19 protein-coding genes are annotated in these 21,302 nt (G+C 62.7%); 9 read left to right on the plus strand and 10 right to left on the minus strand.

The annotated features are described in order from the left end of the window. Positions 1-10 precede the first annotated feature (10 nt). Together QMG25_RS11405 and QMG25_RS11410 are read right to left on the minus strand one after the other, a co-directional pair. A complete protein-coding gene (locus tag QMG25_RS11405; RefSeq protein ID WP_283460330.1) occupies positions 11-2,599 on the minus strand; it encodes a rhomboid family intramembrane serine protease in 2,589 nt (862 codons plus the stop codon). 8 nt (positions 2,600-2,607) lie between these two features. Beyond that, positions 2,608-3,360, minus strand: a complete 753-nt coding sequence (locus QMG25_RS11410; protein WP_283460331.1) for a phosphatase PAP2 family protein — start codon at positions 3,358-3,360, stop codon at positions 2,608-2,610. 219 nt (positions 3,361-3,579) lie between these two features. Here QMG25_RS11410 and QMG25_RS11415 point away from each other — a divergent pair, with 219 nt between their 5' ends. After that, complete coding sequence (locus QMG25_RS11415) at positions 3,580-4,257, plus strand: response regulator transcription factor (protein ID WP_283460334.1); 678 nt, start codon at positions 3,580-3,582, stop codon at positions 4,255-4,257. Here QMG25_RS11415 and QMG25_RS11420 read toward each other — a convergent pair. Then, a complete protein-coding gene (locus tag QMG25_RS11420; RefSeq protein ID WP_283460336.1) occupies positions 4,238-5,668 on the minus strand; it encodes a sensor histidine kinase in 1,431 nt (476 codons plus the stop codon). The genes QMG25_RS11415 and QMG25_RS11420 overlap by 20 nt on opposite strands. A gap of 155 nt (positions 5,669-5,823) precedes the next feature. On the opposite strand from QMG25_RS11420, the gene QMG25_RS11425 reads away from it, so the two are divergent. The 7 genes from QMG25_RS11425 (at position 5,824) to QMG25_RS11455 (ending at position 11,801) form a co-directional block, all read left to right on the plus strand. Beyond that, positions 5,824-6,213 carry a hypothetical protein gene (locus QMG25_RS11425; RefSeq protein ID WP_283460338.1) on the plus strand — a complete coding sequence of 130 codons (390 nt, stop codon included), beginning with the start codon at positions 5,824-5,826 and terminating at the stop codon, positions 6,211-6,213. A 204-nt stretch (positions 6,214-6,417) separates the two neighbouring features. Next, the gene (locus QMG25_RS11430) at positions 6,418-7,734 is read left to right on the plus strand and encodes an alpha/beta hydrolase (RefSeq protein WP_283460339.1); all 1,317 of its coding nucleotides are present in this window, start codon (positions 6,418-6,420) and stop codon (positions 7,732-7,734) included. A gap of 101 nt (positions 7,735-7,835) precedes the next feature. After that, positions 7,836-8,573, plus strand: coding sequence for an ABC transporter ATP-binding protein (locus tag QMG25_RS11435; RefSeq protein WP_283460341.1), 738 nt, complete (start codon positions 7,836-7,838; stop codon positions 8,571-8,573). Further along, entirely contained in the window at positions 8,570-9,472 is a 903-nt protein-coding gene (locus QMG25_RS11440; protein ID WP_283460344.1) for an ABC transporter permease, read from the plus strand. The genes QMG25_RS11435 and QMG25_RS11440 overlap by 4 nt, the downstream gene beginning before the upstream one ends. Then, positions 9,465-10,436: an ABC transporter permease gene (locus QMG25_RS11445; RefSeq protein WP_283460346.1), complete on the plus strand. Its 972-nt coding sequence runs from the start codon at positions 9,465-9,467 to the stop codon at positions 10,434-10,436. The genes QMG25_RS11440 and QMG25_RS11445 overlap by 8 nt, the downstream gene beginning before the upstream one ends. Before the next feature lies 1 nt (position 10,437). After that, positions 10,438-11,004: a hypothetical protein gene (locus tag QMG25_RS11450; protein WP_283460348.1), complete on the plus strand. Its 567-nt coding sequence runs from the start codon at positions 10,438-10,440 to the stop codon at positions 11,002-11,004. Positions 11,005-11,126: 122 nt separating this feature from the next. Next, on the plus strand, positions 11,127-11,801 hold the full coding sequence (locus QMG25_RS11455) for a DedA family protein (RefSeq protein ID WP_283460350.1): 675 nt from the start codon (positions 11,127-11,129) through the stop codon (positions 11,799-11,801). A gap of 478 nt (positions 11,802-12,279) precedes the next feature. On the opposite strand, the gene QMG25_RS11460 is transcribed toward QMG25_RS11455, so the two are convergent. Together QMG25_RS11460 and QMG25_RS11465 are read right to left on the minus strand one after the other, a co-directional pair. Then, on the minus strand, positions 12,280-12,822 hold the full coding sequence (locus QMG25_RS11460; RefSeq protein WP_283460352.1) for a PepSY domain-containing protein: 543 nt from the start codon (positions 12,820-12,822) through the stop codon (positions 12,280-12,282). Positions 12,823-13,067: 245 nt separating this feature from the next. Then, on the minus strand, positions 13,068-14,348 hold the full coding sequence (locus tag QMG25_RS11465; RefSeq protein WP_349307128.1) for a Gfo/Idh/MocA family protein: 1,281 nt from the start codon (positions 14,346-14,348) through the stop codon (positions 13,068-13,070). Here QMG25_RS11465 and QMG25_RS11470 point away from each other — a divergent pair. Next, on the plus strand, positions 14,290-14,880 hold the full coding sequence (locus QMG25_RS11470) for a cysteine hydrolase family protein (protein ID WP_283460356.1): 591 nt from the start codon (positions 14,290-14,292) through the stop codon (positions 14,878-14,880). The two genes, QMG25_RS11465 and QMG25_RS11470, sit on opposite strands and share 59 nt — an antisense overlap. Before the next feature lie 114 nt (positions 14,881-14,994). Here QMG25_RS11470 and rsmD read toward each other — a convergent pair whose 3' ends face one another. The 5 genes from rsmD to QMG25_RS11495 form a co-directional block, all read right to left on the minus strand. Continuing rightward, on the minus strand, positions 14,995-15,585 hold the full coding sequence (gene rsmD / locus QMG25_RS11475) for a 16S rRNA (guanine(966)-N(2))-methyltransferase RsmD (RefSeq protein WP_283460358.1): 591 nt from the start codon (positions 15,583-15,585) through the stop codon (positions 14,995-14,997). Positions 15,586-15,669: 84 nt separating this feature from the next. Next, positions 15,670-17,931 carry an ATP-dependent DNA helicase RecG gene (locus tag QMG25_RS11480; RefSeq protein WP_283460360.1) on the minus strand — a complete coding sequence of 754 codons (2,262 nt, stop codon included), beginning with the start codon at positions 17,929-17,931 and terminating at the stop codon, positions 15,670-15,672. Then, positions 17,918-18,907, minus strand: coding sequence for a DAK2 domain-containing protein (locus tag QMG25_RS11485; protein WP_283460363.1), 990 nt, complete (start codon positions 18,905-18,907; stop codon positions 17,918-17,920). The genes QMG25_RS11480 and QMG25_RS11485 overlap by 14 nt, the downstream gene beginning before the upstream one ends. After that, entirely contained in the window at positions 18,897-19,913 is a 1,017-nt protein-coding gene (gene thiL / locus QMG25_RS11490) for a thiamine-phosphate kinase (protein WP_283460365.1), read from the minus strand. Before thiL ends, QMG25_RS11485 begins: the two co-directional genes overlap by 11 nt. Before the next feature lie 903 nt (positions 19,914-20,816). Next, complete coding sequence (locus QMG25_RS11495) at positions 20,817-21,116, minus strand: hypothetical protein (protein ID WP_283460367.1); 300 nt, start codon at positions 21,114-21,116, stop codon at positions 20,817-20,819. Between the last annotated feature and the right edge of the window lie 186 nt (positions 21,117-21,302).

Below are 21,302 nucleotides of genomic sequence, written 5' to 3' on the forward strand. Positions count from 1 at the left end.
GGGCACCGAATCATTTGGTGTTTTCCCTGGCGGGGATGCGGATGATTCTTCCGGCCAGGCTCAGACTTTGTCGGATGCTGGCTTTGGGAAGGTAGGCCCTGCCGACGGCGTTGGCGATGCTGGGAAGCGCCGCGGAGTCGGGGTAGACCATGAACAGCGGTTCGTAGCGTGGCTGGAACTTGGATTTGAAGGTGAGCAAAGACTTGAAGCCGTAGACGGGTTCAAGGATGGACCCCAATTGTTCAAGCAGCCGGTCCAGGCCAGCCCGCCGCTGCTCAGTCCCTTTTGCTGCGGGGTCGGTTCCTGTTTGCTCGATGCGTGCCAGCGGTGCGCCGGAGAGGCTGAGGAATTCATAGCCGTCCTCTTTGCACGACAGTGCCGCCGAAGCGATCAAGAATTCGATGCTGGCCCTAAACCCGGTGCTGCGTCGACGCATGAAATCCAATGTCCAGCCAACTATCGTGCCGTCTCGATAGACGGGCAGCCAGGAGGCGATTGCATGGATGGTGTGTTGATCGTCAATGGCCAGCAGGCAGCGTACTTCCGGGTCGTTGATCTCCTCAATCCCACCGAGGGTGAAGCCCATTTCGGGCATTTTTTTATCGGCTACCCATTCTTCGGAGATGGCATGGATCTGATCGGCGATGGACAGCGGCGCTTCCGGGTAGGAAACCCACTGGGCGTGGATGCCTTCCTTGGCTGCCTTGTTCAGGGCTGTGCGGATGTCTTGGAATTTCTTGCCGGTAAAGGACAGCGACGCCAGGTCCAGAATGGTTTCCTGGGCGACCTGCACCGATCCCCATCCGAGGTTCTCCGTGGCGTCCTTGATGTTCCCGGGCACGGAGTAGAAGCAGGGAGTCCAGCCTTTCTCGGTTGTGTAGTGGATGAACTCATCGATCGCGGTGCGCAGTTCAGCGGGGGGACCCACCGGTGGCCCCAGGGTCAGGGCAATGCCCGAAAGGACCCGGTAGGCGATGAAGCTGTTTCCGGATCCGGAGAACCAGTAGCTGTTTCCGCCCCATTGGGTCATCCACGACAGCGAGGAACCTTCGGTGGCCTTCAGGATGGCGCGGGCACGGGCCGCATCAGTCCCCCGGGCGTTGTGGGCCGACTGTAAAAAGGACCTGAGGATCAACACTGCAGTGATGATCCAAAAGGTGATGCCGATGCCTTCATAGAGGATCACGGCGGCAGTGCTTTGGGGGAAGAACGCCGGGGATAGATCCAGCAAGTAGCCCAGCGGAAGGAACCGATCCGGCAGGTCCGCCAGCAGTTCCGGCAGGCCTGGGGCGGGTGTGAAGCCCTGCGCCAGGGCCAGACCGGCCAGAACATAGATCGCTGACAGGACTACGGCGGTGGAAAGCAGGGACAGAAAGAGGGTCCGGTAGGTTTTCGGTGGCGCGTTGACGCGAAACAGTTTCCGCGTCGCCAAGAGCAGAATCGTCAGTACCACCGGCACCAGCAGGGGCAGGATCAGACTCAACGGGTGGTACTGGGCGGTGATGTCAACGGCTCCCAAACCATCATTGGGGGAAGTTCCCCGCCCGGCAGGCATCAGTGCTGCAGCAATATAGCTGCCAGCCAGGATTGCCAGCCCGCCTTGGATGACCAGTGCTCCGTACCAAGCGAAGCGGCGGCCACGACGCAGCCCGTCCGCGACCACCAGCAGCAATACTGAGGGCAGAATTGCCATGAAAATACCCCCGGCGCCGGCGTGCAGTTGCAGCTTCGCCTCAGCGCAGTCCTTGACCTGGGTGGGATCGGCGCACAGGGTTTGCAGGGTTTGTGGATCCACGGTTTGGATGTTGGTGAAGAGGTAGCGGAGCACGGACAAGGGGCCGACAGCGTGAGGCAACAGACCTGCCAGGACCGGTCCCACGGCCGAGGCGGCCACAATGAGGGCTACCAGAACCCGTGCTTCGCGTCGTGAAGCAACAGGAGCACTGACCCGAGGAGCACGGCGGAAAAGCACAGGGCCAAGGAAAACCCCAACTGTGGCAGCTGCAAGCCGCACCAAGTCCGGGAAGGAACCACTGTAGAGGGCCAGCAGTATCAGCAGCACAAAAAACATGAGCCTGAGGCGGCGGCGCCACAACACACCCAAGGTTGTGGTCGCGGCCAAGGCCGCTCCGAACACGAAGGCGGAAGGCCCCACAAAGGACTGCAACAAGAGCTGCGCGGACCAGCTGCCCAGCAGATTGTGGATCCCGTGCACCATGCCGATGGCCAGCACGATTCCCGCAGCTTGCCCGGTGAAGCCCGCAATGAGAAAGCGCAGGCTTCCCAACCGGCGTTCAGCCGGAATGCCCACGATCAGCAACAGCACGGTCCCCACGAGGTACCCCACCAAACCGCGCTCCCAGAACGCAGCGGTGATGATGGTCCACCATTGCTCCGGCAGGGACGACGGCGTGGCGAGGATCGCGGATTGCCAGACGCCGTGGTGTCCGGAGATCACCGTGCCCGTCAGCAGCCCGGGCACCCACAGCAGTACAAGGAGGATCCACGTTGCCGGGGCGTGCCTGCCCGCCTTGAGCAAGGCGGGCAGGGGGTTGCCCGGCCTGACCGGTTTCAGACGAAATGTCCATGCCGGCTTCATGGGGGTTGTTACCTTTGACGCTTCGATGGGAGCGGTCCTGTCGTTGTACCAGCGGTCTTTGCTCTTGAGCTTATAGGCATGGTGGGCCATATACCGGTACCTGAAATATTTCGCTCGGCTCCATCAGTCCCGCCCGGGCCGGGGACGGATGTGCGGGGCTCCGCTGAAAGCCGGGGTGCGATGAAGTTGTTCCAGACCGGCAGCCAGAGAAGGATCGCGGCGCTGGAAATGAAGACGGAGGCGATGACATCACTGGGGTAGTGCACACCCAGGTAGAGCCGGGAAAAGGCAACCACCGCCACAAACACGACCCCGGCAGCCATGGCCCACACTCTGGCACGGCGTGTGTGTGCCACGACGAGAACGAACGCCCACGCCAGGGCGACGGCGAACGCGGTGTGGCCGGAGGGGAAACTGTCCATGCCATGTTCGTGAATGAGTGCTTGCACGGCATCGGCAGGAGGCCGAATGCGCGACACCAGGCGCTTGACCACCTCTGCCGCAAGCCATCCGATGCCCACCACCCATCCAAAAGCGTAAACGGGCACCACACTACGTCGCAGCAGCAACAAACCCAGGCAGATCAAGACCAGCAAGGAGAGGGCACCCACAGGCCCCAACCCGTAGTGGATGGCCAGCGACAGGAAGTTCACAACGGGGTTGCGCTCTTGCGAGAGCTGGATGTCCACACCGAGTTCAGCCACCTTAGGCCCGCCACGCTTGAGCAGCAGCCCAACAACAACTGTGGCCGCAAAAATCATGGCGCCGAGCCCCGACCACCACCACGAACGAAAATATGGCCAAAGGTGCGCAGTGGTCGATGATGTCGAAAGTGGGTTGCGGATCATTGTCTTCCTGACCAGTTGCGGGCTATTGCTGCCAGCATGCCACTGCCTCCCTGAGTGGTAGCTGAGGAACCTTTTTCTCAGGTACTTCTCAGGATTGGGCCGTCATACTGCTTGTACGAGGAAAGGATGCAGATGCGGGTTCTATTGGTGGAAGACGAGAAATTGCTGGCCGAAACGGTGCGCCGCGGCTTGACGAACGAGGGCTTCATCGTGGAGGTTGTCCACGACGGGGTCAGCGGCCTCTGGGCGGCAACCGAGAGCCCCTATGATGTGATTCTTTTGGATTTGATGCTGCCCTTGAAAAATGGCTACGACGTGCTGAAGGAAATACGGCAACGCAAAATCTGGACACCGGTGATGATGCTGACGGCCAAGGACGGGGAATACGACCAAACCGATGCCTTCGACCTGGGCGCCGACGACTATCTGACGAAGCCCTTTAGCTTCCTGGTGCTGGTGGCCAGGCTGAGGGCGCTGATCAGGCGTGGCGCCCCGGAACGACCCGTGGTGATGACGTTGGGAACGTTGAGCATGGATCCGATGAACCGCAGCGTCCACCGCGGCGACACTGCCATCTCCTTGACCGCCCGCGAATACGGGCTGCTGCAATTTTTGATGCGCCGACACGATCAAGTGGTGTCCAAAGCCGAAATTCTCGACAACGTCTGGGATCCCGCCTTTGAAGGCGGCGACAACGTGGTGGAAGTCTACATAGGGTACCTGCGGCGCAAAGTTGACGCCCCGTTCAACTTGTCCACCCTCTCCACTGTTCGCGGCATGGGATACCTGCTCACCGCAGACCGGGGATAGGCTGCCCGTTGCCACTGGGCAGGTGAAGTTCGAAACGGCAGTTCCCGGAAGGGGCTTGGGTTGCTGTGATGGTGCCGTGGTGGGCACTCATGATGCCCGCCGCGATGGCCAGACCGAGTCCGCTGCCGCCGCTTTCGCGTGAACGGCTCTCATCAAGGCGAACGAAACGTTCAAAAATCCGCTCGCGGTCGGCCGCAGGTACGGGGTCCCCATCATTGTCTATGACCACCACCACCCCGTCTGAACCCGATGCAAGTTCTATGGCAATGGAAGACTTCGCGTGGCGGTTGGCGTTCTCCAGAACGTTGCGCAGCACCTGTCCCAGGCGTTGGGCGTCCCCGGTGACCCTGGCAGGAACCAGACTGGCGCTGATAGCGTGCGGGGACAGCGGCCGCAGCCTACGAATTTCGGCGGCCAGGACGTCGTCGAGGTCTACATCCCGGGCGATGATGTGGATGCCTCCATCATTGGCTTTGGCCAAGGTCAGCAGATCATCCACAAGGTAGCGCATGCGTGCCGTCTCCCCGCTGAGCATGCCCTGGAGCTCGCGCCAAGTATACCCGCTCGGATCGGCTGCGGCAATTTCCAATCCTGCACTAATGGTCGCAAGAGGGCTGCGCAGTTCGTGGCTCGCATCCGAAACAAACCGGCGCTGCTCACCGTCGGAAGCCTGGAGCTTCTCCAGCATCGTGTTCATGGTCAGGGCCAAGCGATGGATCTCATCGTTCGTGGCCGGCACCTCCACCCGTTCGCCAAGCCGACTGGCGTCAATATGGTCAACTTGGCCACGGATCCGCTCCACCTGGCGCAGCGACCTGCCCACCAAAAACCACACTGCAAAGCCCACCACCACCAACAACAAGGGTGTGGCCCCGAGTAGGAACCAAGCCACCGTGGACACGGAGTCCGCCTGGACCTGGACCGTCGATGCCACGATCACCGTATAGGTGCCCGCGTCGGTTTGCACCCCGGAGGCGACGATCAGGAACTCGTCAGTATCTTCGATGCTCTGCAAGCTGGAGACGGAATCGGTCTTGGTTTCTCCGGGACCCGGGCGCAAATCCGACAACGGAGTGGTGGCCGTCGATCGTTCCGAGGAGGCAACCACTGCCCCTTGGGGGTTGATGATCTGCACATACTGGCCGCTCCGTGCAGTGTCTGCCAGTGACTGCCCGGCCTCGGAAACATCCTGGCTGGCGATCAGTGCCGCCACGTCCGCAGCTTTGTTCTTCGCGGTCGATTCGGACGTGGCGATCAAGGAACTCTGCAAAAGCAGCAACAACAACAGTCCCCCGGCAACCAGGGCCAGGGCGACCACGGTGACGGCCGTCGCCGTCGCTCTTCCCCGCACACCCCACACGCGGCGCACGTGACCTTGGAATGGGCGCGGCCACAGGCGAAGAGGTGTCATGGTTCAACCATGCCCGTGCCAGTGTCCTTTGCACAATCGCAGAGCCCCGGATCTCAGCTCCCGCATAGGTGGGCTCAGCGGTCTCTCAGCGACCACCGCGCAGAGTGGAGTTATCGCCACCCACCCCCGGATGGCAGCGAAACAAGGAGGCAATGATGACGGAAAGTAAAGTACCGAACCTCAATGGTCGGTTGGCGAGCATGGACATGAAGAAGAAAGTGATCATGGGCGCCGTGGGCGTGATGGCCTTGGCAGGGCTCGGCTTCGGAGCAGCCGGCGCGGCCAGCGCAGCCACCCCTGCACCGACACCGTCCTCCTCCTCCTCCTCCTCGAGTCAGTCGACGACGGACACCCCCACACCTGGAGATACGCCAGACAGTCCCGGCGTCAAGGACGCCCAAGAAACTCAGGATGTTCCCGGCGCCAAGGACGCCCCGGATCCGGGTGAAAAGGCTGGCACCGCGGAGAAGGCCGGTGACACGGGCCCCGATCTCCAGCAGAGCGGCAACCACACCGACCCGGGTGATCTGCCCGGTTCACCTTAAGCCGGCCAGCCCACCAGCAATGGCATTGGAAGGAGGAACTACTGCATAGCCACGCGCAGCCCCTCACCGAGAGCCCGCTGCAACTAGACTGAATGGTCTGGACAGGTTCCCCCATCCTGTCCGGGCCATTCTTGTCATCCCCCTGCCGGCCCCACGCCCGGGAGCCGCTCCCGCACCTCACCTCGGACGTCAGGAAACCTGGACATGTCTTTTATTGACAACATCGACCTGATCTCCGGCCCCTTTCCGCTGGCATTGACTGTTCTGGCCCTCATCTCGGGAGTCATGCTGCTGCTGCGTCGGCACCGCGGATGGGTCCCCAGCGTTGTCTGCGCCGCAGCGCTGGCCGCCCTCATGGCTTGGGCGATCAACTGGTACGTGGTGAACGTTGCTGCACTCAGTGCCTATGACTTGCCGCTGCAGGTGCTCGTGTGGATAGGTGTAGGCGTGTTCGCCGTCCTGCTGATGGTGTTGCATCTGATTTCCGGTCGCCTGTGGCGCAGGGTTTTGGCCCCTCTGGCCATGGGCCTGGTATTGGCTACCGTCGGCATGCAAGTCAACGCCTACTACGGCTCATACCGCACCGTTGGCGATGTCACCGGTGCCAGCACCGCCAACATTGCCCCGCTGTCGCCAAATACCGCTAAAAAGCAACCGGGCCATGGATGGGCAACCAAGACTTCCGGCCCGGCCGTGGATCGTTGGGAGAAGCCTGCCGGGCTGCCCGTGGCTGGCACCGTGAACTCCGTGCAGATTCCCGGCCGCGTTTCCGGATTCACCGGGCGTACAGGGTACGTCTACCTGCCCCCTGCCTATCAAGCCACGAACCAGCCCTTGCTGCCTGTGTTGGTCCTGATCGCCGGACAGCCGGGTTCCCCTGCCGACTGGCTCAAGGCCGGCGAGTTGCAGAAGACGATGGACACTTTCGCCGCCGCCCATCAAGGCCTGGCACCCGTGGTGGTGGTCCCGGACGTCAACGGTTCAAATTCAGCGAACACCATGTGCATGGACTCGCAAATCGCCAAGACGGACACCTACCTGGCCGTGGACGTCCCTGCCTGGATCAAAGACAATCTGACGGTCGATTCGAATCCGCAGCACTGGGCTGTCGGCGGCTTCTCCTTTGGCGGGACCTGCGCACTGCAAATGGTTGCCCTGCACCCAAAAACATATCCCTCCGCCATTGACCTGAGCGGCGAGGCTGAACCGGCGTTGTCCGCCGACATGAACACCACCATTCAGAAAGCCTTCGGCGGCAACACAGCAGCCTTCGATGCCGTGACGCCCCTGAACGTGATGGCCAAGAACAAGTACCCGCAGAGCTGGATCTATTTTGCCGCCGGCGCACAGGACAGGAGATTCACCGGCTACATGAACAAAGTATCTGCAGCGGCCCGGTCCGCCGGCATGACTGTCACCACGCACAGCGTGCCGGGCGCAGGACACTCCTGGGACGTACCACTGAACGCCCTGGGCCCAGCCTTGACCTGGCTGGCCCCCCGACTTGGACTGGCCCACTGACACCAGGCAGCGTCACGCCACTTCAACTCATGCCCGGTGTGGATTAGGATTCCTCGCCCTCTCAGCATTCTCTTAGCCGGTGCCGCGTAGCGTCCAATGTCATGACTGCAACCGCCATATCTACCACTGCACTGACCAAGAGGTACGGTACCGCCCAAGCACTGAACGAGTTGAATCTCTCAGTGCCCGCCGGGGAGATCTTCGGCTTGTTAGGGCACAACGGGGCCGGGAAAACAACGATCGTCAATATCCTGACCACCCTGTTGGAACCTTCCACAGGGACCGCGGAAATCGGCGGCCGCGACATTGGAACGGCTGCGCACCAGGTGCGCAGCACCATCGGGTACCTGCCCGAAAACGTCCAGTTTTACGACAATCTCACGTTGGTCGAGAACCTCCTGTTTTTCGCGCATCTCTCGGGTGTGCAGGCACCGAGGGCACGGATTCGCGAGGTTCTGAAGTTCCTGGACTTTACCGGGCACGACAGCCAGCGGATGAGCTCCTTCAGCAAGGGCATGCGCCAACGCGCGGGCATTGCCCAAGCCATTCTTCACGAACCGTCGGTGCTCTTCCTGGATGAGCCCACCTCCGGGCTCGATCCCCAGGGTGTGGCGAAACTGCGCGAGATCATCATTTCCTTGAACACGCAGCTCGGCATGACCATATTCATGAACACCCACTTGCTGGCCGAAGTGACAAAAACGTGTACCAGCATAGGGATCCTCAGCGCAGGGACCCTGATCTACCAAGATTCGATGGCCGCGACCTTGGAATCCTTCCCCGCCCAGGAGTCTTTGGAGGACATCTACCTCCACATCGAAGCGAGCCAGCGTTCATGACCCGGTGGAGCGCTGTGATGGTCCACGAACTTTTATGCACCACTCGCGAACGCCTCCCTCAGCTGCTGCTGGCAGTGTTCGTGGGAATGATTGCTGCGTCGGCATTCATCGGGTCCTCGGCCCGCGCGAGTGTAACGGGGGTCTACCAGGAAGCACTACGGCAGGGTCTGACCACCGTTTCCAACCCCTTTGATGCCCTCTCACCGTTGTACTACGCCAGAAACACGGTGATCTACATAGTGCTCATCGGGGCGCTGCTAGCCATCGTCGTCGGCGTCAACTCCACGCTGCGGGACAGGCAAGCCCGGACTGCGGATCTGATTCTCTCCCGGGATGTGGGCCCGGCGTTCTATCTGGGGTCAAAACTCGCCGGTCTGGCCCTGTTCGTCCTGCTGTTGCTGGCCCTCTCGGCCCTGCTCAACATCGGATGCATCAGTGTCGTAACCGGCCAGGTTCTTGCCGGCGGAGACAGTGCCCGGATCGCGGGCCTCTACGCCCTGGCGTGGCTGTTCATGCTGCCCTTTGTGGCGCTGGGAATGGCAGCCGGGCTGCACGCCGCTTCCTCCACCTCCGCACTACTCACCCCCATCGTGATCTGGAGTGTTGTGATATTCATCTTGCCGCTGCTGGGGACAGCAGCACATCCGGTCTCCCTGCTGAATCCAGTTTCTCCGCCCCCGGCACCCCAAGGCGGGTTCTTTGCAGCGACCAGCAGCCTGGTTGATCCGCTGTCCCTCGGCGAGCAATTCAAGCACGTCGGTGCGCTGATTCTTGCCGACCCCCAAGCCACCGGAACCATGGCCGGCGGCATCTTGACCATGGCCGCTTTCGCCGTGGCTGGTTGCGCCGCCGTCGTCATGACTCGACGGACACGGATGAGGAGACTGCTCCATGATTGAGATGCTCACCCTGGCCAAGAAGGAACTCACCGACCTGCGCCGCAGCCGGTTGTTGCTTGTACTTTTCGCATTCCTGGCCGTCGCCGTCATTTTGTCCGTGGTGGTGGCCTCCGCGGACTTTCGGCTCAAGATCGCCGACTACCGCCACTACCTCGACGCCCTGAAAGCGGCCGGAAGCACGGCCGCCGCCCCGGCCCCACAGCTCTTTCCCCTGCAGATGCTCCGTGGCGGAATGGAGTACTTGGAAATCATCGGCAGCTTGTTCGCCGTCGTCTTGGGCGCTTCAATGATCACCAAGGAGAAAGGCCGTGGCACTCTTGCGCTGATCTTCAGCCGCCCTCTGGGACGGTATGCCTTCGCCGGAGGGAAGATTCTCGCACTGTCCCTGATCTGGGCCACCACCATGGGGGCCCTGTTCCTGGTCATCGTCGCAACCTTGCTGCTCGTGGGCAACGCGCCCCTGCAAGGCGGCGACTATCTGGCACTGGCTATTGTGGCAGCCCACACCACCGGCTACCTCATCATGTGGTCGCTGCTGGCCATGACCTTGGCCACGCTGGCCCTGCGTACTGGCACCGGGTTGATCCTGGCGTTGGTGCTGTGGCTTGTTGTGGTTCTGATCATCCCTCAAATCGGGGACACCATGGACCCCGACAACCAGATTCCCGGCGGGCTCTTCGCCAGCCTGCAGGTCGACAAATCCCATGAACAAGCCGTCATGGCCCACTTCACCGGCTACGAAACCACCCGCGACCTCATTGAACAGACCTCGGTGACCAAACAATACGAACGCGCCACCTTCGCCTACCTCGGCATCAAAAACGAATACAACCAACAGTCCCTGTCCTTCATCTGGGCTGGAACATTCAACAACACCCTCTGGCTCCTGGCCGGACTCGCCACCTCCCTCGGCGCAGCATTGCTGTCCGGCACCAAGAAAACCATCCTACGAAAGGCCCCCTGACATGAAAAAGTTCCTCCGCCCCGCCGCCACACTGACTGCTGCACTGATCGCACTTGGGTCGTTGGCCGCCTGTGGATCCAGCACAACACCCACCCAACCAGTTGCTTCAGCCTCAGCCGCTGCTTCCACTGTTCTCCCTGTCACAACCAATCCCATGGACACTACCGGGACCAAACCCGGCCTTACCGTCACCGGCGCCAAGGCCGAAGACAACGTCGACCCCAAAACCAAGGCCGCCGTTGCCGACAGGCTGCAGTTCAACCTCACGAACACCACCACAGCACCCATAACGGGGCTTGACGTGTACTACACGATGAAGGACGCCAAGACCGGCAAATCCGAGTCCTACTACCAAAAGCTGGACGGGCTCACCCTCTCTCCCGGCCAAAACGAAACCATCTACTTCGACAACGGGACGGGGCCCGGTCACTACCCGGAAAACAAGTACAGCCTCTACCGAAACTCAACCAACAAAGTCACCATCACCATCCTCGCCGACGCCACCGGGTATGCCACAGCAACGGGCACAGCCACCAAGGCACCCGGAACCGGAGAAAAACTGGACTAATACGCCAGCTTGAGCCGCTGAACAACAGCACGCGCAAGCGAGTCCCCTGCCCTGCCCGCTCAGCAACCCCTCAGGACCATCATGGGAGGCTGGGTAAAAGCCGGAAAGGAAGGCGGACCGTGATGAACACGCTCATCGCAGCAATACTGCAGGTGACCCCCGTGGTGGCCTACCTGCTGATCACCGCCTTGGTCTTCGCCGAGGACGCGTTGTTCATCGGGTTCATCCTTCCAGGCGAAACCGCAGCCATTCTCGGCGGGGTCCTGGCCAGCCAGCAGCACCTGAACCTGTGGCTCATCACGGCTCTGGTGGTTCTGGCCGCCATCCTCGGAGACACCGTAGGATACGAAGTCGGACGGCGTTTTGGACCGCGCCTGCTCAATCTCCGTCTCTTGCAAAAACGTCGACAAAAACTGGACCACGCACGCGATTTTCTGGCACGCCGGGGCGGCGCAGCCGTCTTTCTCGGACGATTCACTGCCTTCTTCCGAGCCGTCATGCCCGCACTGGCAGGCGCGTCCCACATGCCTTACCGCCGTTTTCTGGTCTACAACGCTGCAGGGGGCATCATCTGGGGCAGCGCAGCAGTGATGCTCGGCTACTTCGCCGGCAACGCCTACCTCAGCGTGGCAAAAAGCATCGGGCACACCTTCACCTTCGCTCTCCTCGGCCTCGCCGCTGCCGGACTCATCGCCTGGCACGTCCAAAAACGCAGGAAAACCCGCAAGGAACAAGACCTTTCAGCTGCCCCTGTCAGCACGGTAAAGATAGCCGTCCAACAAGATTCCCACGCCTGACGGCAACAGGCAGGCCAGTGGCTAGCCAGTCATCTACCGTTGCCGTCGGGCCCGCACCCCCCTCATCCTGCTTGCGGGCCGATGTTACCCACCACACTGGACTCGATCTGCATCCCGCGATCCTGCACATCGCCAAAAGGCAGTTCGCACAGCTTCGCTGATTCGTTCCCTTCACGTTCCAAGTGGCGATCCGCAAGGCCTGGCATCGAAGATCAGCGCTAAACAACGCATCACAACGGCTGCAAGCCTGCCTTGACCCAGAGGGCTGGCATGACCTCAAGTGCCGCGAATCCGGTCCGCTTGCCAACCCACGACGCGGGTGCCCGACCCTTCGGTGACGCGACGGAGGGCTAAAACACGAAACTGGGCTTTCCCGGCTGCATGAGTCTCGGCCCGGCGTACGGCAACCGGCCACGCATTCAAGAAAGCGAATGCGTGGCCGGCGGCCGAACCTCCCGCTGCGCGGGGTGATTTACTCTTACTTGCCGGTGGTAGCTCCCGGAGTGGCGTCTTGGACCTCAGTCCCCTCCGCTGTGGAGCCCTGCTCCGATTCGTTGGATGACTCGGGACCTTCAGCAGCCTCGTTGCCCTCGGCCTCGGAAGCCAGAACCTTCGCGTTCCCCGCATCGACAATGACCTCTGTCACGGCTCCGGCTTTGTCCTTCACGCTCACTTCGTAGACCACGAAACCATCTTCGTCGTCCAGGCTGGTGGTCACGACGCTGCCTCCTGGAACACTGGCCAGGGCAGCAGCGTCGGCACTTTTCTGATCGATGGTGGCGAGCTTGGCCAGTTTGGCGGCCTCCACGGCGTCAGATTCCTCGGTGGCCGATTCGGTCACCGAGACGGATCCCTTGATCTTGACTTCTTGCGACTCGCCTTTTTCCCCCTGGGATGGCGAGGGCGGAGTCGTGTTGTTGGCGGCGTTTGCCGCGGCTATCCCGGTTGAGGCGATGCCGCCGATCAGGAGCAGACCCGCGAGGGAGCCGACGACGGTTTTCTTACGTTTGCTGATGTTCATGGCTGAGGACCTTTCAGTGGTGGTGATCGGTCCGGCGGGTTGTTTGATGCACCCGTCCGGTTTTTCGAACTGGCACCAAACCGCGGCGCCGTGGAACAACCTTCCCGCAAGGGTGCTTATAGGACGCTGAGGAACCCTGAGAGCCCACTCGGCCGACGCACTGCAGAAGGGGTGAGCCGTTGCCGGCCGAAAACTCACGTCAACCACCACTGACAAACACGAGCTGTGATCGCGACGGCGGGCATTTATCCCGCGTGTTCAGGGTCCAGCAAGGCCAATACGGCTTCGGCGGAAAAGTCCACGGCCTTCCCGCACCTGATGGATTCCGCGGCGGCTTCGGCCAGTGCCACGGCCACGACGCCGTCGGACGGGCTGACGCGCGACGGATCCCCTGATGCGCGGGCTGCGGCAAACTCGGCATTTTGCCGTGTGTAGGGGCTGTCCACGACGTCGGGTTCGTTCTTATCACTGCCGGGTGAAGCAAAGCTGATGGTGCCGCGGGGACCCTTCACGCTCAGGTTCGTGCCGAAGGGCAGCCCGTCAGGACCCCACTCTCCGCGCACCTGACTGGTGGCACCATTGGCATGTGTCAGGACCACCCGGGCTGTGACGGGACGGGGCAGTATGCCGTCAACGCTGGGCGGGTTTTGCTCGGCGAACACCTCAGTGACTTCACCGGCCAGCAAACGGGCCTGATCGAGGTCGTGGATCATTTGGTCGCGCACAATGCCGCCGCCCTGTGCCTCGTCAAAGAACCACGACCCGGCAGCCGGCGCTGCGCCGGCACGGCTCAACTCCAACGTTGTCGGCACGCCGACCACACCCTTGTCCAGTTGTGCCTTGGCCGCCACATAGTCCGGGAAGAACCGCACCACGTGGGCAGGAAACAGCCGCAGCCCGGCCGAGCGGGCGGCGTTGACCATCTCGGCGGCGTGTTCAAACGTGTCCGCCAGCGGCTTTTCGCAGATGACGTCCTTGCCGGCTGCAAATGCCGCCATGGCGTAACCGTGGTGCGAGGGAGTCGGCGTGAGGATGGCCACCATGTCGCTGGCTTCGAGCAGGGCCTCGACGGAGTCCACCTCTTCAATGCCGTATTGCTCCACCAACCCAGCGGCACCGGAGCGCGAAAACACCGACACGTGGGCCCCCAGCTGCTGCCACCCGGCAATGTGGACGCCGGCAATGCCGCCGGCGCCGATGAGGCCGATTCGTAGTTGCTTCACAGAATGTTCCTTAGGTTCGGGCGATCTGGGGACCGTCCACCACCCTACTACTGGCGTTGGCTGCAACGAGAGAGTGGCGACAGCCAGTCGACGCCATTGCTGGCCTTGACCCTGCAGAACCGCTACGGTGGGCCACATTGGGTCCGCGAGTGGGTCCGCGAGGCGTGCGATGCGTTTCGGCTCACCCTTCGGGGGCCTGGAACGAGACGACAACCTCAAACTCCATGCAGAAGGAAGTGTTGATATGAATCTTGACCCGGAATCAACTGCCCTTGTCGCCATCCACTGCCAAGGCGACATCATCGGCGCCGACGGTGCCTTCGCAGACTTTTTTCACGACGAAGTTGTGAACCGCGATGTAGTGAATAAGCTCTCCGGTCTGCTAGATGGCGCCCGCAAAGCTGGCGCGACAGTCATCTACACGCAGATCGCGTACAGCCCCGACTACAGCGACTTGAAGGCAAATTCGCCGCTGCTGCAGATCGCCAAGGAAAGGGACTCCCTCAAACACGGAGCCGCATCCACCAACTTCATCGAACCACTCGCCCCGCAGGAAAATGACGTGGTAGTGACCAACCAACGGGTCGGCGGATTCACGCCCGAGCTCGCAAAAATCCTTTCAGCCCACGGGATCGAGACGCTGGTCTTCGCCGGAGTCGCCACCAACATCTCGGTGGAAAGCTCGGCACGTGCGGCCTCGGACCACGGCTACAACGTAGCCATCGTCGAAGACGCTTGCTCGGCCGCAACTCCGGAAGCCCACGCCGCAAGCATTCAATCGCTCGGGCTCCTGGCCTCGATCACAACCTCCAACGAACTATCCTGGGCACGGTAATGCTCTGAGCCCTACAAGTCCGAGCTCTACAAGTCTGAGCCCGGCAAGGAAAAGACGCTGAACGATCCGATACAGCTGCCGGTGCAGGCAAGCCGGTGGCACGCTGGCCGCGCCTCAGTCCCCCGACGGTTCGGCAAACCAGAGGCGTGTTTCGCCGTACTTTTTCTCAACCAGAAGGACAAGGGAAGCAGGCCAAGCTGGTTCGGGCGTCCGGGAGGAGCGTTCCACCACCACCACGGCAAAGGAGCTCAGCCGTGGACCCAACAACTCCAGCACCGTTGAAAGCTCCGTTTCGGTCAATGGATAGGGCGGGTCAAGGAACACCAGGTCCCATTGGTTCGCTCCTGCCTCGACACCTGCCTCGGCCGCACGCACCAGGAACGCTTCCACCTTGGAGCGCTGAACGCGCACCACCTTGGAACCCAGCACCTTGTTGACAAGTTCGGCGTTGCGCTGGCACACGGCCGCGGCCTTCTCGTTGAACTCCACCAGCTCCACCGAGGCAGCACCGCGACTGGCGCTTTCCGCCCCGAGCGAGCCGGACCCTGCGTACAGGTCAAGGACCCGGGTGCCGGAAAGCATGTTCATGGATTCCAACCGCGAAAATAGGGCTTCCTTGACCCTGTCGGTGGTGGGCCGGGTGCCCTCCCCCGGCACCGACACCAGCGGGCTGCCGCCTGCCGCACCGGCGACGATCCGGCTCAAGCGCCTGCCCCGTTTTTGCCAGCCGCGTTGCTTTCGCTAGCCACGTTTTCGCCAGCCTCTGTTTCGCCAGCCGCGTTGCTTTCGCTAGCCACGTTCAAGGAATGCCTCATTCTTCTCGGTCAGGTACATGTCAATTTCAAGTTTCAGCGCGGGATGGAATTCAAGCTCCGGGTCCTTGCTGACAATGTCGGTGGCGTCTTTCCGGGCCCGTTCAATCAGGACTTCGTCGCGCAGGACGCTGAGCATCCGCAGCCCGCTGGCCCCACCGGACTGCCGCGCACCCAAAATGTCTCCCTCGCGCCGCATTTCCAGGTCATTTTTGGCCAGCACGAACCCGTCGCTGGTGGCGGCCACGGCGTCGAGGCGCTTGCGGCTGGGATGTCCAGGCTCAAGGTTTGTCACCAGCAGGCAGGTTCCGGCATGCCCGCCGCGCCCCACCCGCCCGCGCAGCTGGTGCAGTTGGGAGATGCCGAACCTGTCCGCATCAACGATCACCATGAGCGTGGCATTACGCACGTCCACGCCCACCTCAATGACGGTGGTCGCGACGAGCACGTCGATCTCCCCTGCGGCGAAGGCGGCCATGGTGCCCTGTTTCGCCTGCGAGTCAAGGCGCCCGTGCAGCATCTCAATGCGCTTTCCGGCCAAGGCGGGCAGTTCCCGCAGGTAACGGACGACGTCGAGCACCCCGGCCATGGTGCGCCCGTCGCCTTCCGGTTCCGGGCCGTCCCGTTCACCGAGGTCTTCGGGATCCAGGCCGGCGTGATCGTCGTGGTCATCGTCGTCGCCGATCTTGGGGCACACCACATAGACCTGGCGTCCGGCGTCGACCTCTTCACGGGCACGGGCCCACACGCGCGGCTCCCACGCGGGGTGTTCGGCCATCGGCGCCACGTGGGTGGTGATGGGGGTGCGCCCGGCGGGCAGCTCGGTCAGCTCCGACACTTCAAGGTCGCCGAACACCGTCATGGCCACGGTGCGCGGGATGGGCGTGGCTGTCATGACCAGCAGGTGCGGGGGCTTGAGCGCCTTGGCGCGCAGGGCGTCGCGCTGCTCCACCCCGAAGCGGTGCTGTTCGTCGACCACAATGAGGCCCAGGTCTGCGAACTGCACGTTGTCCGAGAGCAGGGCGTGGGTGCCGATGACAATGCCTGCCTCCCCGGAGGCTGCCGCCAGGAGGGCCTTTTTCCTGGCCGCGGCAGGCATGGAACCGGTGAGCAGCGTGACGCGGGTGGCGTGCGGGCCGCCCAGCAGTTTCCCGGCGCCCAGGATGCCGAGCAGTTCGGTGATCGAGTACAAGTGCTGGGCGGCGAGTACCTCGGTGGGTGCCAGGAACGCGGCCTGCCCTCCGGCGTCGACCACTTGGAGCATGGCGCGCAGGGCGACGACCGTTTTGCCGGAACCCACTTCGCCCTGCAGGAGCCTGTGCATGGGGTGCCCGGCAGCCACTTCCTCGGCCACGAGCGTGCCGATCTCCTGCTGCCCGGCCGTGAGCGTGTACGGCAGCAGCGCGTCGAAGGCGTCAAGCAGGCCGCCTTCGACGCGCGCCCGGCCGGTGGCGTCCTGATGCATGGCTTCAAAACGTTTTTGCGCCAGCGCTGTTTGCAGGGCCAGGGCTTCTTGGTAGCGGAAGCGCTTGCGGGCCACCGGGAAGGAGTCCATGTCGGTGGGGATGTGGATTTGCGTGTACGCCTCCCACAACGGCATGAGCTTTTCCCGTGCCGCAATGTGCTTGGGCACGGGGTCGGGGATCTTCTCCAGCTCGAGCGCCGGCAGCAGGGTTTGGATGATCTTCTCCGACTTCCAGCTGGGGAAGTTTGCGGTGCCGGGGTAGATCGGAACGGGCTTGGCGGATTGGACCTCGGCTTCGTGTTCGGCCAGCTCGTCGTCGGGCAGCAGGACGTAGCCGGGGTTGGTGAGGACTTTACTGCCGTTGTACACGCCGACCCGGCCGGAGAACATGGCCAGCACTCCGGGCTTGAGTTCCTGTTTGGCCTTGAAACCGTTGAAGAAGCTGATCTTCAGGCCCGAGGGGCGGCCGGAATTGTCGGTGAGCGTGACGTCGCTGATGGTTCCCTTGCGGGTTTGCATGTGGCGCGTTTTCAGCTCCACCACGCGGGCCAGGATGGTGGCTTCCTCGTCCACCACCAACTGGTCCAGGTCCGTCAGGTCGCCGCGGGCCAAGTAGCGGCGCGGAAAGTGGTGGAGCATTTCCCCCACCGTGGTGATGTCAAAGGCCTTGGCCATCGCCTTGGCCGAAGGGGTGCCGACAAGCCGCGAAAGCTCCAGCCTCAGCTCAGGGTACGGGCTTGCCGGATTGGGCACCGCGGCGCTAGAGGAGGTCATGGCCGTTGTCGGAAGAAGTGGCGCTTAACGCCGAAATACTGACATTGCTGGGATCACCCACAGCGCGGATGGCGTCCAACGCCAAGGCGGAGGAGGGCACGTGCACGTGCAGGCGCCATGGGTAGGAGCCGGTAGGGTCTGCTTCCTCCGACACGGCGCTCATGATGACGGAGTCGCCCATGCTGTCCAGCTCCAAGCGAAGCCCTGCGGCGGCCAAGGGGGAAAGCGTGATCGAACACATGACTTCAACGCCTTCCTGCACCGGCATGTTGAGGGCAATGTTGGGGTCCTGGACCTTGTAGCCGGATAACCCGTCCAGCAGGTCTTCCTGCAGCGGCTCGCCCACGATCACCGAACGCAAGCAATCAAGGATGAGCAGCAGGCCCACGCCGCCGGCATCCACCACGCGGGCATCACTGAGCACGCCGAGCTGGGACTCCGTCAACACCACGGCTTCCCGGGCGGCTTTAACGGCCCCGTTGATGGTCTCGGCCAGTGTGTGGTTGGATTCATCCCCCTGGATGGTGGACTCAACCGAGTTGGCCCCTGCGGCAGCAGCCTCCAGCACGGAGAGGATGGTGCCGGGCATGGGTTCGCTCAACGCGCTCCAAGCCCGCAGCTGCGCCCTGTGCAGGGACGCGGCCAGCAAGGGACCACTCAGGCGCTGGGCGCCGGAGAGGGGTTCTGCCATCGCCATCAATGACACGGAGAGCAACGTGCCGGAATTTCCGCGGGCCTGTTCCATGGCCGCCCGTCCTGCGGTGGCCATGGTGACTCCCACGTCCGAGGGCTCCAGTTCCTCCAGTGCTTGCGCTGCCGCACGGACCGTCAGGTATAGGTTGGTGCCGGTGTCAGCATCTGCCACGGGGTAGATGTTGATGGCATTGAGCCTGTCGCTGTGGTTGGCCAACGTATGTTCGGCCATGGTCAGCCAGCGGCGAACCACAGGTGCAGTTGCGGCGATCTTAGACTGCAAAATGATCCCATCCCAGAGCGCCGTCCACAGCGCCTTTGTAATTCTGTCCGTCGATGGTCACAGCGGCTTGCGCCGCTTCCAAGGACAGTACCGAGCCTATCCCAAGGAACCCGTCCGGAAGCGGAGTCCCCGCCGGGAAGGTGCACAATAGTCCATGGTCTTCTCCACCCGTCAACACCCAGGCAAGTGGATCAACACCCAAAAGCTGTGCGGGTTCGGCCAGCTTTTCAGCGAGTTTTGCCAGCACGGTGCGGTCAAGGTTGAGCGAAGCGCCGCTGGCTGCCGCCATCCTGGCGGCGTCCCTGAGCAGGCCGTCGGAAATATCCATCATGGCCGTGGCCCCGGCGCGAGCGGCCACCGCCCCGGCTGCCAACGGCGGCTCAGGCCGTGCAAAGAGCCGGGCGGCCAGCGCCAGACCGGGCGTGAAATCCGCTGCGGACACCCGGCTTTCGTGCAGGGCCCAGCCAGCGGCGGAGAATCCCATGTTGCCGCACACAGCAATCTGATCCCCTGCACGGGCGCCGCTGCGCAATACGGGCGCGGCGCCGTCGAGGGTTCCCGTCACGGCGACCGTCACCACAATTTCGCTACCGCCGGAAAGATCCCCTCCGGCCACTGAGCATTGGGGTGCCCCGAGCGCAACAATCGCCGCACTCAGGCCCTCGGCCAGCTGCTCAACCCAGCTGACCGGCGTGGTGCTTGGCAGGGTGAGGCTGAGGACAATGGCGGTGGCGGAGGCCCCCATGGCGTTGATGTCGCTGAGGTTTTGGGCGGCGGCTTTCCATCCGACGTCGTAGCCGGTGCTGGTGCTGCCGTTGGGCCAGAGCAGGCGGAAGTCCTTGTCCTGGACCTGGGTGTCGATGGAGATGACGGTGCGGGAGTCTGGCGCGGCGATGATGGCGGAATCGTCCCCGGGCCCCAGCAGCATGGAGCTGCCGGCGTGCAAGCGCGGGAAGATGCGCGCCAGGAGCTCGGATTCGGACAGCTGGGCCACGGTGAGGGTCATGCTTTAACCGTAGCGCCACGGTGGGACATTGGCGGAACCGGACGGCGCGGCCTGCCCGTCAATACTGTTCCTTGCCTGCTCCTGCAGAGAGGATAATTGAGGGGCAAAGGATCAACCATTGCCGCTGACTACTGGCCAGTGGGACTTGGTTGCTGGCTTGGGCCGGACACGGCAACGGTTCAGGCAACGGCGGACAGCCCGCCGGAGGCAATGGGAAGAACGACGGCGGCACTCTCGCCTGGGCGCCCCGGGACCTGCCGACTCCGGCGATCCGCTGCGGGCGGCTGCGGGGCGGCCTATCAGGGCGATGCATCCGGGTGGACGGACGCTGCAGCCGGGCTATCCTCCCTGGCCCAATTTGAGTCCGGGAGCTGTCTTGACACGGCCGCCTACGAATTCGTGGCGTCCTTTGTTGCGTTCCACGCGCAAAACCCCGCAGCGCACCGTCCGGCGGGCTGGCCGGCGGGCAGTTCCAGTCGGTGGGGCGGGACGGATGTGTACAGCCAGTCAGACCTGTCCATTGGTGCTCCCGGTGTGATCGCAACCCGGCTTGGCACTGAGGCGTCCCCGTCTACACGTACTCGGAGTTGCGAATGCTGGTGCTCAGCGGGGGCCGCTTTTTCCTCCTTCCGGAGGGGTGGACGCTCAGGCAAGGCACCGTCGTGGTGCTGCCGGACAAAGACGCCATCAGGATTGAATTCGGCAACGGTTAGGCCGGCTTACGCGCGGTTCTCCCCAGCGATACGCGGACCAGTGCTCCAGACAGTGCACGGCTTGCGAGAGACCCGAGCGGCTGCTTGGGCTACAAGGAAGAGCGCTTGGAAGTGTCTCTGAGGTTTGAGTTTGTGTAGAAAATTGTGGAGGTCATCGATGAGGAACTCTGGTTCTACGAGGACGGCAAAGTCAGGGCACCAACGGTGGATTGGGAGAAAGTTCCTCAGTACCTTTGGAAGCTGGCATCCAGGTCACGGTGATGGCTTCACCACCTGGCAAGCCGGTGATGTGCAGGGACAGGTCCAGCCCGCCGGGTTCGTGGCAGGGATCGATCCCGGTGGTGTCAATGATCTGCTCGACGAGCCGGCTGACGGCGGAAGCCAAAGCCCGGCCCCAGTCGCCCGGATGTTGGCTGGAGGACTCGGCTCGTACGCTTATCCCGGCCCCGCCGCCCCTTACCGGTGGCCGCTGTTCTACTGGCGAGTCCATGTCAGGCCTTCTCCCGTTGAGACGAGCTGCATTCGGAATCCGCACCGGCCATGCAACATCATCGTTCGCATATGGATCTCCAGTTCACGCTCCCCGCCGGCACCGGGCGACAGCGTTGTCGCGAGGGAAGGTGCCGTGATGATGCCCGTCGTCACGGCATGCCAGCAACATACTGAAATGTGATCT

This window comes from Arthrobacter sp. H35-D1 (assembly GCF_030063185.1).
Lineage (GTDB): Bacteria > Actinomycetota > Actinomycetes > Actinomycetales > Micrococcaceae > Specibacter.